At 44.0% G+C, this 14,069-nt stretch carries 7 protein-coding genes; 3 read left to right on the forward strand and 4 right to left on the reverse strand.

The features are described 5' to 3' along the window. The 4 genes from A0256_20600 to A0256_20615 all read right to left on the reverse strand — a co-directional run bounded on the left by A0256_20600 (position 1) and on the right by A0256_20615 (position 8,689). Positions 1–6,708 (reverse strand): type I polyketide synthase, encoded by a 6,708-nt coding sequence (locus A0256_20600; protein ID AMR34635.1) that lies wholly within the window; start codon positions 6,706–6,708, stop codon positions 1–3. A gap of 460 nt (positions 6,709–7,168) precedes the next feature. Further along, positions 7,169–7,510 (reverse strand): hypothetical protein, encoded by a 342-nt coding sequence (locus A0256_20605; protein AMR33658.1) that lies wholly within the window; start codon positions 7,508–7,510, stop codon positions 7,169–7,171. A 79-nt stretch (positions 7,511–7,589) separates the two neighbouring features. Further along, positions 7,590–8,018, reverse strand: a complete 429-nt coding sequence (locus tag A0256_20610; GenBank protein ID AMR33659.1) for a polyketide cyclase — start codon at positions 8,016–8,018, stop codon at positions 7,590–7,592. Positions 8,019–8,317: 299 nt separating this feature from the next. Next, positions 8,318–8,689 carry a hypothetical protein gene (locus A0256_20615; protein ID AMR33660.1) on the reverse strand — a complete coding sequence of 124 codons (372 nt, stop codon included), beginning with the start codon at positions 8,687–8,689 and terminating at the stop codon, positions 8,318–8,320. 148 nt (positions 8,690–8,837) lie between these two features. On the opposite strand from A0256_20615, the gene A0256_20620 reads away from it, so the two are divergent. From A0256_20620 to A0256_20630, 3 genes are all read left to right on the forward strand, one after another. Beyond that, positions 8,838–9,611 (forward strand): hypothetical protein, encoded by a 774-nt coding sequence (locus A0256_20620; protein AMR33661.1) that lies wholly within the window; start codon positions 8,838–8,840, stop codon positions 9,609–9,611. Positions 9,612–9,736: 125 nt separating this feature from the next. Then, positions 9,737–10,582 (forward strand): hypothetical protein, encoded by an 846-nt coding sequence (locus A0256_20625; protein AMR33662.1) that lies wholly within the window; start codon positions 9,737–9,739, stop codon positions 10,580–10,582. 378 nt (positions 10,583–10,960) lie between these two features. Next, positions 10,961–13,897, forward strand: coding sequence for a hypothetical protein (locus A0256_20630; protein ID AMR33663.1), 2,937 nt, complete (start codon positions 10,961–10,963; stop codon positions 13,895–13,897). Positions 13,898–14,069: the final 172 nt, after the last annotated feature.

Here is a 14,069-nt window from a genome sequence, read left to right on the forward strand (position 1 = left end):
TTATTTTACCTGCAAATATTTGCCTGGTTTGTTTTCATCAGCAATGAACCAACCTGGTTTGCCATCTTTATCGCGGCCCAAACGGGCGCCTGGAACAGGCGGCGTGTTTGCGTTTGCCGGTGTAGGCTCTACCGTGGGGGAAACGGCAGTATTAACCGGCTGCGTTGCCTGCTGAGATGAAAAGAAATCAGCGGCAATCATCTCATCCATGCTTGATTCAAATGCTGCAATCATTATTTTTATATCATCTTCAGTATGGGCATCGGTAATAAAGCACGGAAAGCCATCCAATATATGAATACCTTTCAAACGCATCAAGGTAAAGAAAAGCTCGCTGTATGGGATCTCCTCCAGGAACTTCAGGCGCCATAATGACCCAAAACCAACCACAGTTACCGGGAGATCTTCCTTGCGGCATTTGGCTTCCATCCCGTCGGTAAAAATCTTGGTCATTGCAGTAATCTTTTGCTGCAAAGCGGGCCCGCGATCCTTCATATGCTGTAACGATGCTTTTGCTGCCGCGAGGGCAAGCGGGTGCCTAACAAACGTACCGGCAAAGTAAGTTACCCCTACCTCGGGCACTGACAAATCACCGTACTGCCAGAAACCGCCATCAAGGGCATCCATATATTCTTTTGTGCCGCAAATAGCCCCTACCGGCATGCCACCGCCAATTACTTTACCATAAGTGCCCATGTCGGCTTTCACACCAAAGATGGCCTGGGCGCCGCCCGGGTGCATACGAAAACCGCTGATCACCTCATCAAATACCAATGCGATCTTTTCATCTGCGGTAATTACCCGCAATTTCTTCAAAAACTCCACCGGTTTAAATTCTGGCCGACGGCTTTGCACCGGCTCCACCAAAACTGCAGCTATCTCATCTGCACGGTCTTTTATAATCTGCAGGGTTTCATCGGTACCATAATCCAAAATGAGCATCATCTGCACATTTTCTGAAAGGATACCAGATGCCGCAGGAACCGTTTTTAATTTCTTGGTGCTGCGCACAATCACCTCATCCATAATACCATGGTATGAGCCGCTAAACGCTACGATCAGCGACCTGCCGGTTACCGTACGGGCTACGCGCATAGCCCCTAATACCGCTTCGGAACCGGTATTGCAAAGAGCTGCACGTTCAAACTGGGTAAACTCGCAAAGCAGCTTACATACATCACCTGCCAGTTCATGCTGCGGGCCAATTTCGTATCCTTTTTCTATTTGCTCATATATGGCTCTTTTCAAAACCTCCGGCTGATAGCCCAGCATATTGGAGCCGAAACCATTCAGTGCATCGATGTATTCGTTACCGTCAACATCCCATACGCGGCTGCCTTTGGAGTGATTGACTACGATTGGATAAACCAATTCCTTTGTCAAAGGGCGGAAACCGCTCACCACCCTCGGGTCGGCCATATATGGGCGATGCTGCTGGGTTTGCTCTTTGCTCTTCTTGGTTTTCTGGTTATAATCTCTGGTGAGTTTATCTATAAAAGCCTGTTGTTTGGTGCTGATACCTTCTACCTGCCGTTCAATACGAGCCGTAGCGCCAAAAGGTTTTTTCAGTTCTGCCAGTTCTTCTGCGGTAGTTTCGGGCTGCGGTTCCAGTTCCATACCCGGAGGCGCAACGCTTGGATGCGGTTCGTTAATTGGGTGCATTGGCGGCGGTGGCAGTACTACGGTTGCAGTACGCGCCTGCGGTGGCGCATAACCAACCGTTCCGCCCTGTAAGGTGGCTACCTGGCTGGCCAGTAATTGTAATTGTTGGGCTATCATATGCAACGCCTGAGTGCTGCCATCGGCTTGTGGCATGGCATGAAACACGGGCTGCTGATGAGTTGGCTGTTGATAAACGGGCTGAGCGGCTGGTTTAGGAACAGCTGCCGCCTGTGCGGCCGGCTGAAATTTATCGGCCGGTAAAACGCTATCCAAATGCGTAGCCAGCAACTCTAAAGAATTGTATTCTTCAAATAACTTACGGAAGGTAACCGGTACGTTGAATTCTTTTTTAAGGTTGGTAGCTACCTGTGTAAGCAATAAGGAATCAAAGCCTATTTCAATAAAGCTGGCATCACTGCTATCTACGTCAATCCCAGAGGTATCTTCAAATATTTCCTTCAATTTACTAATCAAAAGGTCTTTTCTAACTGGCATGTTTTGCGGTGTTTCTGTACGGTATGCTATTAATTGTTCTGTTGGGGCTTCAAATGGTGGCGCTAAATGGCTAAGCGGTGTTATGGGCTCTACCCATAACCGTTTCCGGTTAAATGCGTAGGTGGGCAGGTTGAGGCGCACACGGGTCTGGCCACTGTAAAATGCGCTCCAATCGGGGTCTATCCCGTTCATCCACAGTACACCCAATGCATGCAGCGCAGAGCGATGGGGCAAATTACCTACCGCGCTATCAATACCGGGTATAGTTGTAATGTGTTTTGGGGATGCCTGTTGTTTAACCAGTGTGGAGAGCACATTACCGGGGCCAGCTTCCAGCATCACCCGTGTCTCATCTTCCGCAAGCAGGTTGGCAACATCGGCAAACCTTACGGTGCGGCGCACGTGCGTAGCCCAATAACTTGGGTCAAGAGCTTCCGCTTCGCTTAACCACTTGCCGGTGATCGTTGATATGATAGCCTTTACGGGCGGATTTAGCTTTACGGTTTTTACGACGGCTTCAAATGGTGCCACAATGCTATCCATCATGGCCGAGTGAAAGGCATGGCTGGTCTCCAGCAGGCGGGTAGCTACGTTTTGTCCTTTCAATACTTCGGCAAATTTGGCAACCTCTGCTGTTGGCCCGGCAACTACCGTTGCATTTTTTGTATTAAGCACCGCAATAGATAAACCTTCGGGCAGCATGGCCTTAACAGCTGCCTCCGGCATCCGTACGGATAACATATCACCTCCTTCAGCTTCGCTTACCAATTTGGCGCGGGTGGCAACCAGTTTAACCGCGTCGGCAAGCGAAAAGATTCCCGCGAAATGTGCAGCGACAAATTCGCCTATGCTATGCCCGGTTAATATAGCCGGTACAATGCCCCAGCTCATCCATAATTTAGCCATGGCGTAACTGGTGATGAATAGTGCAGGTTGGGTATAAAGAGTGTTTTTTAATTTTCCCGCCGCTGCTGTTTCATCTCCATCGGAAAACATTACGGATAGGATATCCTTCTGAGCAGTACCTTTAAGCAGAGTGATACATTCGTCAACAGCATCCCGGTAGGCAGCTTCTTCCTGGTATAGATTGCGGCCCATGTTCACAAACTGGGCACCCTGCCCGGGGAACATAAAGGCCACTTCCGTAGCCTTTGTGCTAAGTTTTTTATAATCGGTTTTGGGCGGGGTTACCGCCAATTTGCTAAGCAGTTCTTCTCTATTTTCTGCTATCGCGATGTATCGGTTAGCAAAGCCTGTGCGGGCAGTTTGTAGGGTGTAGGCCAGATCTGCCAGTGATACCGAGTTGTTTGCTTTGATCCATGCCGCTAATTTTTCACGGTACAATTCTGCGCTTTCTGCAGTTTTTGCCGACCATTGAACGAGATATGGCCCTTTACGGTCTCCGAATATTTTGGCTTCCTGCGGGTATTCTTCTACTATTACGTGCACATTTGTGCCGCCTACGCCAAATGAACTTACACCAGCAATACGTTTTTTATCGGTGTCCCAGTTGGTGAGTGTGGTATTTACAAAAAATGGACTGTTCTCAAAATCGATATTCGGATTTGGACTGGTATGGTACAGCGATGCCGGGATTTGCTTATGGTAAAGCGCCAGCGTAGCTTTTATAAAACCCGCAACGCCTGCAGCGGCTACCAGGTGGCCCATATTGCTTTTTAACGAACCGATAGCGCAGTACTGGTTTCTACCCTGCGGACCAAAAGCCATGCGTAGGCCTTCAATTTCTATCGGATCGCCCAAAACAGTGGCCGTGCCGTGTGCTTCTATATAAGTAATATCTGCCGGGGATACTCCGGCATTTTGAATAGCCATGGCTATAGCGCCTGCCTGGCCGGTAGCATTTGGTGCAGTAAAGCTGCCCTTGCTGCCGCCATCATTATTCAAACCCACGCCTTTAATTACGCCATAAATGGTGTCGCCATCCGCTTCTGCTTCTTCCAAGCTTTTTAACAGAACCACCCCTGCTCCATCGCTGAATATGGTGCCATCGGCTTCAGCATCAAACGACCTGCAATGCCCGTCGGCACTTAGCATAGTGCCTTCCTGGTAAAGGTGACCGCTGTTGATAGGCGAACTGATAGACACGCCGCCGGCCAGTGCAGCATTGCACTGCCCGTTGCGGATGCTATCCACCGCCTGCGCGATGGCTAAAAGCGATGTTGAGCAGGCGGAGTGTACGCTCACGGCCGGGCCTTTCAAATCCAGTTCATAAGCCACACGGGTGGCAATGTAATCCTTCTCATTTAAAGTGCTTACCAAAAAACCACCAACCTTATCAATCAACTGGCGGTTCGGTATTACATTGTTGATGTAATAGGTATTATTTCCACAGCCGGCGAAAAGGCCAACCGTGCCAGAATATTGCGATGGCAAGTGCCCTGTAGTTTCCAGGGCCTCCCAAACCAACTCTAAAAATATGCGCTGCTGCGGATCCATTAATTCGGCTACGCGCGGGCTTAAGCCAAAAAACGCCGCATCAAATTCATCCGCAGCGTCTACAACGCCACGGGCCTTTACATAGTTTGGCGCGTAGCGCACCGCAGGCGGAATAGAGTGATCGAGTTCCTCATCTGTAAAAAACCTGATGGTCTCGCGGCCCTCTTTCAGCAACTGCCAAAACTCTTCTATAGTATTGGCACCCGGGAAACGCCCTGCCATACCGATCACGGCAATATCACCGTTCCCGGTTTTTACCTTTAATTTTGGCAATTGGGCCTCGGTAGATTTTCCGGCAGATCCATCTAAATGTGCGGAAATCCCCGCTATCGTTGGGAACTGATAAAGCTTGGTTATCGGTAAATCAATACTAAACTGCTTTTTTAAAGCAGCAACGGTTTTTAGACCAAGTAAGGAGTTACCACCCAGCTCAAAAAAATTATCATCTATACCTATCTTCTCCAATTGCAGCAGTTCCATCCATATACCGGTGAGGTATTTCTGGGTAGTGGTTGCTGCAGGTTTGTATAAAGTTGCCAGCTCGGGTCGTTTCAGATCGGGTTTCGGCAGATTGTTCCGGTCTACTTTACCGCTGCTGGTTTTGGGCAGTTCTGTCATCCATACAAAGGCAGATGGCATCATAAACTCGGGCAACTTTTCTTCAATACTATCCCTAACCCTGGCAGTGGTGATTTTACCATGTGCAGCAACCAGATAGGCAACCAATCGCTTGTCGCCGGGGTTATCTTCCCGGGCAATCACTACAGATTGCTGGATACCGTCCAACTGGTTCAGCAACACTTCTATCTCCCCTATCTCTACCCGGTTGCCGCGAATTTTGACCTGGGTATCTTTGCGTCCCTGGTAGGCTGTATTGCCATCAGACAGGAAACGGCAAAGATCACCACTGCGATAAATGCGGATTGTTTTGCCATTGTGTTCCCAATTAACAAATTTCTCAGCGGTAAGTTCCGGCCGGTTCAAATAACCAAAGGCCAGGTTGATGCCGCTGATACATAATTCACCTACCTCACCGTCTGGCACCAAATGAAGGTTTTCGTCAAGAATAAAATTCTCGGTATTATCTATTGCCTTACCAATACTGGGCAGCAGCGGCCATGTTTCAGGTGGGCCTTCCAGGCGTAGCGTAGTGCTATCTACACTTGCCTCAGTTGGGCCGTACATGTTATAAAAAACACAGTTGGGCAGCGCCTGAAAAAACCGCATGATTTGCGGCGTTATCTTCAACTGCTCGCCCGCCGTGATCACTTCTTGTAGGAAAGGAGGATAAAACTGCTCAGCATCCGCTATCTCAGTAATGTATTGCAGGGCTACAAATGGCACATCGATCCGGTTTACCTTTTCAGCATCAATAAATCTGATCAGTTTTACAGGGTCGATGCGGATTTCGTCTTCTATCAGCACCAGCGTACCACCAAGGCAAAGTGTTTCGAAAATTTCCATCACCGATGCATCGAACACCAACGGGGAAAACTGAAGAATTTTAACGCCCGGCTTAGCTAAAGGCGAAATGCGGCTGTAGTAAGATACCAGATTGGCTACCCCTTCATGACCTACGCACACCCCTTTTGGTTTACCGGTAGAGCCGGAAGTATAAATGATATACGCAACCTTGGTACGGATATTTTCGGTTTGAGCAACCGGGATTGCATGTTTCTCATCTGACGCGATCACCGAAAGCGGCAGATATTTAAATAATGGCGTTTGAGCGGAAACGGCTAAAATCGTATCGATGCCAGAATCCTCGATGATCTGCTCCAGGCGTTCGGCGGGGTAACCCGGGTCAAGCGGCAAATATGCTTTACCTGCCTTTAAAATAGCCAGGATACTGGTTATGGTCTCAATAGATCGGTGTGAACTTACCCCAATTACCAGCGATGCGGGCGCCTGGCTTATGATAGCTTTCGAAAGGGCATCGGCCGCGGCATTTAAAGCAGCATAAGAAACTTGTCTTCCGAGGAACTGAACAGCAATTACATCAGGTGTTACCTGTGCCTGCTTTTCAAATAAGCGATGTAGAAACACATCGTCTGCTAATTCCCGGGTGTAAATATGATCAGTAAGTATGTTCATTAGGCTGGTTAGGAAGGCTGCCCGAAAGCAGTCTTTTTTTATCAATACCGGTAATTTATTTTTAAAAACGGGTTTAAGTTAAAAAAATTTACGGTTGCCCTGATCATATGAAATCTGTTTTTTTTATTTATTTTTCATTATTGGTGATTATTATCGTCGTATTAAGCTATACTCAATATGGTTTAATCGACATGTAAAAATACAGGTAACTTATGAGAGAGTTAACCAAAAATTAAATAGCAAAGGAGCGATTTGTTTGTAGAAATAGTTTAGAAGAGTTTCAACCAGAGTTGGCAATTGCACATTAATAGGCCATACTTCTGGCTTACTAACGGCTTTATAGCATTATTTTAGGCTACCGGGGTGGTTATAAATTTGGTTCAGGGCTCATTGGTATAGACTTTACCGGCCTGCAGAGGTAGTAAGAACAAGAGTAAGTATTTTGGTTTATTATTTTCGGCTATGGGAAAGTAATATCATTAGGTTGTGAAGCAACTATTTCCGGGCGGTTCTTATGCATTTCAAACACGCCGGTAACGCAAAGTCGCTTGCCCTTTAAATTAACCCAATCCAGCACAAGCTTGTTCCCTTTTACCGCGATGGTGTATTTTTGATTTGGATAGTTGCCTCCCATATTAATAAGCGTTAAGGTATCGCTAAAAATTTTTATGGAGGCAACAGTATCGCAGAGTGTTTTTGTCTTGCCTAGGTTATTTTTAAATTCTACGGCATTAAATGTTTGGGCATTCACTTTAAAAGCAAAGGCACACACAAGCAGCAAAATAAATAGTGATTTTTTCATGGCAATATAGGTCACATCTTTAAGTAAAGGACGTTAAGGTTAGATTGAACAAATATGTATTTTAATTGATTAAGCCTATTTAATCACTGTAATTTTCGGTATATTTTTTAAAATTGGTAAGGATTGCCTGCCAACCTTGTTGCTGCATTTCCGCAGAGTGCGTATTTTCCGGATCAAAGGTCTCTTCAATTTTGGTGGCGCCGTCGCTTTCGGTAAAAATAATTTCGACCTGTCGCCCATCAGCCAGTTCGTAGGCAATCTTTTTATGTTCTTCTACCGCAGTATAGGTTCCTCCAAATTCAAAACTCGCACTTCCGTCTTTCGCAGCCATTGATGATAAAAAACTACCACCTACACGTAAATCGTTTTCGGTTTTTGGGGTATGCCAGTCATCAGATGCGTTGTTCCAATGTACAATATGTTCAGGCTTAGTCCAAAGCTCCCAAACTTTGCCGAGCGGAGCGTTAATATCTGTGTTTACCGTGATTTTTTCTTTAGTTTCTGACATGACAATAATATTTAGTTTTCAGTACAGCAATAAAAGAAATTATTTAATCATTTGTTTTGGATGTGAACTTAGTTAAAATTAAAATTCTCAATTGCGTTAATGTTCGTAAACCAGTCAGCAAGTTTTTAAGGTTTACTAACTGGAAAATTAAAGGAATTCTAATCTACCTCTTTACAGCGCTGCTTATATTTGCCGCGGTAACTACGTAGCATTCTCCCCTCTGCCAACTATTAAAATGAACACTTTTTAAAGCATTGTTAACCAGCGGAGGTGATGAAGATTGCACTGGTTAAAGAAGGTCATTCTTTAATTCTGATGCCTTTAGCTGCAAACATTCCCATCAGGCTGCCCTTTACATGCTGGTCATCCACAGGATCCAACTTTAGGTTGACATCATAGTTTTGAATATTGAATTCAGAGGTAATAGACTTATCTTTTTCCTCTATTTTAGAGATAACCGATAATTCTTTGCCGGTAGAATCCTGAACACTTCCAACAAGTTTCCCTTCCTTACGCGAAAAAACAAAGTTCATTTTGGCATCACCTTGTGGTGTTCCCATTACCGTTATAGTCCATTTTCCAACATAGTAGTCATTGTTAGTTTGCGCGCTAACGTCCAAACCCAGGAACACACCTAAGGCGACTGTTAATATTAAGGAAATCTTCTTCATGTTATTCTGGTTTTAATTTAAGGTGATATAATTCATTCTGTACATTCAACGCAATAAAGATATTCCAGCGTAGCGGCATTTCCAAATCCTAATAGGTACATTTTACCTATTGAATCAAAATTTGTTAATTTTGTTCATACTCAATTAAATGGAAGAAAACGGGAAAGACTCATTTATCGCGGAAGAAAAAGAATATCTTCGAAATGTAGTAGTTGATAACGTGATTTTTGGCTACCATGATAAAGAATTGAAGGTGCTCCTTCAAAGACCGTTTGCAACTGGTAAGTGGACCATCACTGGTGGATATATTAAAAAGACAGAAACCATAGACCAGGCCGCTGCCAGAGTTGCCTTATCGAGAACGGGGCTAAAAGATCTGTACCTGCAACAATTCAAATCTTTTGGAGACCCTGAAAAAAGGCGTGACGCAGATTTTAACCCAAAGCAGCTGAGCCAATTATTTGGCGTAGCATTAGCAGATGATTACTGGATCTTTGATTATTTCGTTTCCATCGGCTTTTACACCCTTACCGAATTTGCCGAGGTGACCGTTCTGAAGGGCGAGTATGAATCAGAATGTGAATGGTGGCTGGTGAAAGATTTGCCGTTAATGATGTTTGATCATCAGTTCTTGATAGATGAAGCCCTGCGGGCGTTGCGCATTCACATTGCCCACTACCCCATCGGTTATGAATTATTACCGGGAAAGTTTACACTACCCGAAATCCAAAGCCTTTACGAAACCATTTTGGGTAAAACATTGGATAACCGCAACTTCGCAAAAAAAATGATGGTTGCGGGAATCCTGGTGAAATTAAATGAAACCAAACCTATAGGCGCACACAGATCACCTTTTCTTTATAGTTTCGACAAGGACAAGTACAATGAAGCCTTGAAAGACGGTTTGATGGGCGGATTTTAGGCTTCAGTTTTTCTAATGCAACCCTTGTTCAGGTTAGCATATAAATAAATTAACAAATTAAGGCTGCTTGCTAAACTAAACAAGCTAAAAGAAGTTAAGCTATTTGTATTTAAAACATTTTTAATATGGCGTCGGGTTTTTTTGCGATTTTAGATGATATAGGTGCGTTGATGGACGATGTTGCACTTACCGCCAAAGTAGCTACGCGTAAAACTGCTGGCATACTGGGTGATGATTTAGCTGTAAACGCAGAAAAAGCGACCGGGTACGTTGCCTCAAGAGAGATCCCGGTACTGTGGTCAATCACAAAAGGATCATTGCTTAATAAAATAATTATCGTCCCCATTGCGCTGCTCCTAAACGCGTTTTTTCCGGTAGCTATAAAATTCATTTTGGTGTTAGGTGGTTTTTACCTGGCCTATGAAGGCGTTGAAAAAATTGTTGAATATTTTTTCCCGCATCCTAAAGGAGCAACAGAAGAAAAGAATGCTGCAGACGAAAAGACCAAGGTTAAATCGGCCATAACAACAGATTTTATCTTATCGGTGGAAATAGTGATCATAGCACTGGGAACTGTTTTAGACAAGAGTTTACCGATACAGATCATAACCGTTTCCGTTGTTGCTATTTTAGCAACCGTTGGTGTTTATGGAATCGTAGCGCTTATTGTGAGAATGGACGATGCTGGTTATAAGCTTATGGAAAAATTCAACAATAATGGCTTCATATCTACCCTGGGTAAATGGTTGGTTAAACTACTGCCAGTTATTATTAAGATACTCGGAGTTGTTGGCACAATTGCTTTAATCCTGGTTTCAGGTGGTATTTTTGTCCACAATATCGCTTATCTTCATGATCTGTTGCCTAAATTCCCTTCAATCGTAAAAGAATTTAGCCTTGGATTGCTAGCCGGATTAATTGCTGTAGCAATCGTGACTGGTGGAAAAAAGGTAATTTCTCTTCTCAAATAAGGTTGATTTAAGAGCTTGAATTCATTAGCAATTAAAATTCATCCGAAATATTGCAAATACGATAATAATAAATTATTGATTTCTCCCATTTCCTTGTTTCCTGCTCCTGCCGGTAGGGCTTCTATTAATGTTAGCGGCCAGTTTGCCAATATCGGGTCAATTGTCTAATCATCTATTTCGATATATTCACAATTTAGGGTCATTAACGGCTAGAATTTTATAATCAAAGGATTACAAAGTAATTTTGACTTTATTTATCAGCTTAGGTATTAACAAATTAGTTGAATTACCTGGTAAAGTGCAAAATACAAAATGATGATTTTTTTTAAGATTTTAGTGAGGTTTCGTGGAGAAAAGTTATTTACAATAGCGTTTTTAATGATGCTATTGTACGATACCAGGGCGCATTCACAAATCATCAATATAAACTTTCAACCTAGCGGCACATCTACTCCAAGTGGTTACAAGGCAGATGTAGGATTGCCATATGATGCCACACGCAAATATGGCTGGATTAATCCCTCGAGCAAACAAGCCGTTAGTTTGCAGGCTAACATGCGGCTGCGCAGTGGCACAGGAGACGTAAAGCAATTGTCGTTAGTGCAGATGCAGGCAACAACAAATTCGCAAGTACCAGGTACCTGGGAATACGCCGTTGCAAACGGGCGGTACAGGGTACTTGTAAGTGCCGGCGATAGCGGCTTCTACGACAGTAATAACCAGATCAACGTGGAAGGGCTGCCAACAATAGCCGACTTTACTCCCACGGCACAAACCAAATACCGCACGTCCACAGCCATTGTGCAGGTTAACGACGGTAAACTGACCATTGATGCCACAGGAGGTGTTAACACTAAAATGAATTATCTAAGTTTTTCGCCGGAAACAACCGTCACGGATACTGAAAGCCCCAACGTAAGCGCCCGGTTTGCAGGGTCTCAAAGCTCAACCAATGTTTACAGCAACCAGGTAAAAGTTTACGTAACCGCGAAGGATAACGGTACGGCGGGTTTGGCATCATTGCAATACTCCATCAATGGCGGTTCTTACATCAATTATAAATCGGCTTTTACAATAAATATAGCAGGCACCTATACCCTCAAATTGAAAGCTACTGATGGAAATAATAATTCGAAAATTGTATCTTACAATTTTAAATTGACTGCACCAAAAGTACCCGGCGCCTATATGTCTTTAAAGAATATGGATCTTATACCGGCTAATGATGTGCTGGTATTTTCACTAATTCAAACCCCCTGGCGCCGTACCAGCCCAACCACCACGCCCTATAATGCTAATCATGACAAAGTAAAGCTTCGGGTATATAATAAAGGTACGGGCAAGCTCAACATTACCAATTTAAAGTTATCCAATACCATTTCATGGAAAATTGCATCCGTAAATAGTGACACCACTGTAAGGCTTCCATTTTCGGTTAATTCGCAGGCTTACAGTGACGTAGTAGTGCAGTACACAGCCAAAGACGTGGGAACAAGAGTGAAAGTATTGAATGATACCCTTACCATATTTAGCAACGATAGTATAGCGCCGATAAAAAAGGTAAATCTGCATGGCATTTGGCAAATAGCAGGCGAAAGCACAAATGAGCCTTTTGCACAACAAATTATCAGCGCCTTTGGATATACTACAAACACTGGATACGGGCATGATGATGGCAATAATAACGGAACTGCCAGAGTATCCAGCTCCAGCGAGGTTATCGCATCCTACTTTGTTCAGGCTGATAAAAGCAAGCCCGTTACTGTTCATCAACTGGCTGCTTACCATAGTTGCTGTTCGGCTGTAGAATCCGTTAAGTATTTTCCAAAAGGCTCATCATCAACCACAACGTTATTTACGCATAACAATCTGGACGGGCAATCCGTGATACCGCGGCTGGCCAATTCCAGCTCTCCTGCCCAGGGAACCTTTAATTTATCGGGGTCGTTTGGATTCAAGATCGGCTCGTCATCTTCTGATCGGACACAAAACTTTAATGGTCTTATCGGTATCCGGTTTTTAAAAGTCATGGATGCGGAAGGTAACATTGTGCCAAACGCATATATTCTGGACTGTGATTATTTAGGGACGCCAAACACCAACTATGATTACCAGGACAACGTTTACTATATAGACAATATCCAACCAGAGTCCGGCTCTCTTCACTATTCTGACTTGATATGTACTACTTCATCTGACGTTAGTTTTGCGAACACTTTAACAGGGAACACCAGCAATGTTACCCTCAATCTAAAAAATGCAGGACAAAAATACAGCGACGGCACAAGTGATTCGGACATAAAACTTATCCGCGCCGAAATAGTCGGACCCAACGCTTCTGAGTTTTCTGTTGGGGCTTTACAAACATCAAATCTTACTGTACAGGCCAGTACGCCACTTACGGTGCAATTTAAACCCACTACAGTTGGTATCAAGAATGCAGCCGTACTGGTTTATTATAATAGCGCTGCTTCACCATTACGCATCCCGCTATATGGCAACGGTAACAATAGCACAGCTACAGTGGCCATAGTTAAACGAATAAAAGGTGGAGCGGATGCGAACATTACTATTGACAACAAATTATTTGAGGCTGATAAAAGCTACAGATCCGGTCCCATCAAGCTGGATATGCAGGTAGTTAAATCAGGTATATCCGCCACAGATGATGATGTTTTGTATCAAACCTATCTTTCAGCAGCTGCAGATCTGGCGGAAACAAAATACGCCATCCCCGTGGCTAATGGCGATTATATGGTAAGAATGCACTTTGCGGAGAATTATTGGACAACCCCCGGCTCGAGGGTTTTCAGCATCTTTATGGAAAATAAACAAGCGCTCTCTAACTTTGATATATTCAACGAGGTGGGTTACCGGGAAGCGTTGGTGAAAGACTTTGATGTTACAGTAACTGATGGCGCATTAAGCATTCTGTTTAAACCAACTGCAAACAGGGTCGCTATTGGGGGACTAGAAATATTTAAAATTGATAGAACGAGCGCCCCGGCGGTAACTGGGGTTATGCAGACTGCGATAGACGAGGTAAAGCCGGTTTTATCACTAATCGTTTATCCCAACCCAAATCCAGGTACTTATTTCAATTTAAGCGCACATAATTTTACAAGTAACGAGAAAGCCGTTATAAACATTATTAATTCCCTTGGCAGATTGGTGCAAACGCAGAAGGCGGTCATTAATGAAGATGGATCCTTAACAATGCAGGTTACTACAGCAAAAAAGCTGGAAAGAGGAGTTTACGTCATTCAACTGGTAGCAGAATCGAAAACGTTATTTTCAAAATTACTTGTGGAGTAAGCGGATCGGGTTCTCCTAAACTGGAATTTAATTGCATAAATCATGGGCACTATAAAAATGCGCCGGCTATACAGGGGACATTAGTAAACTTTATGTCGCAGTGAATTGAGTAAATTAAAGTGCCACCAATATATTTTTATTAACCCCTAAAACCTACTAGTTCAATATACCA

This window comes from Mucilaginibacter sp. PAMC 26640, from assembly GCA_001596135.1.
Taxonomy (GTDB): Bacteria; Bacteroidota; Bacteroidia; order Sphingobacteriales; family Sphingobacteriaceae; genus Mucilaginibacter.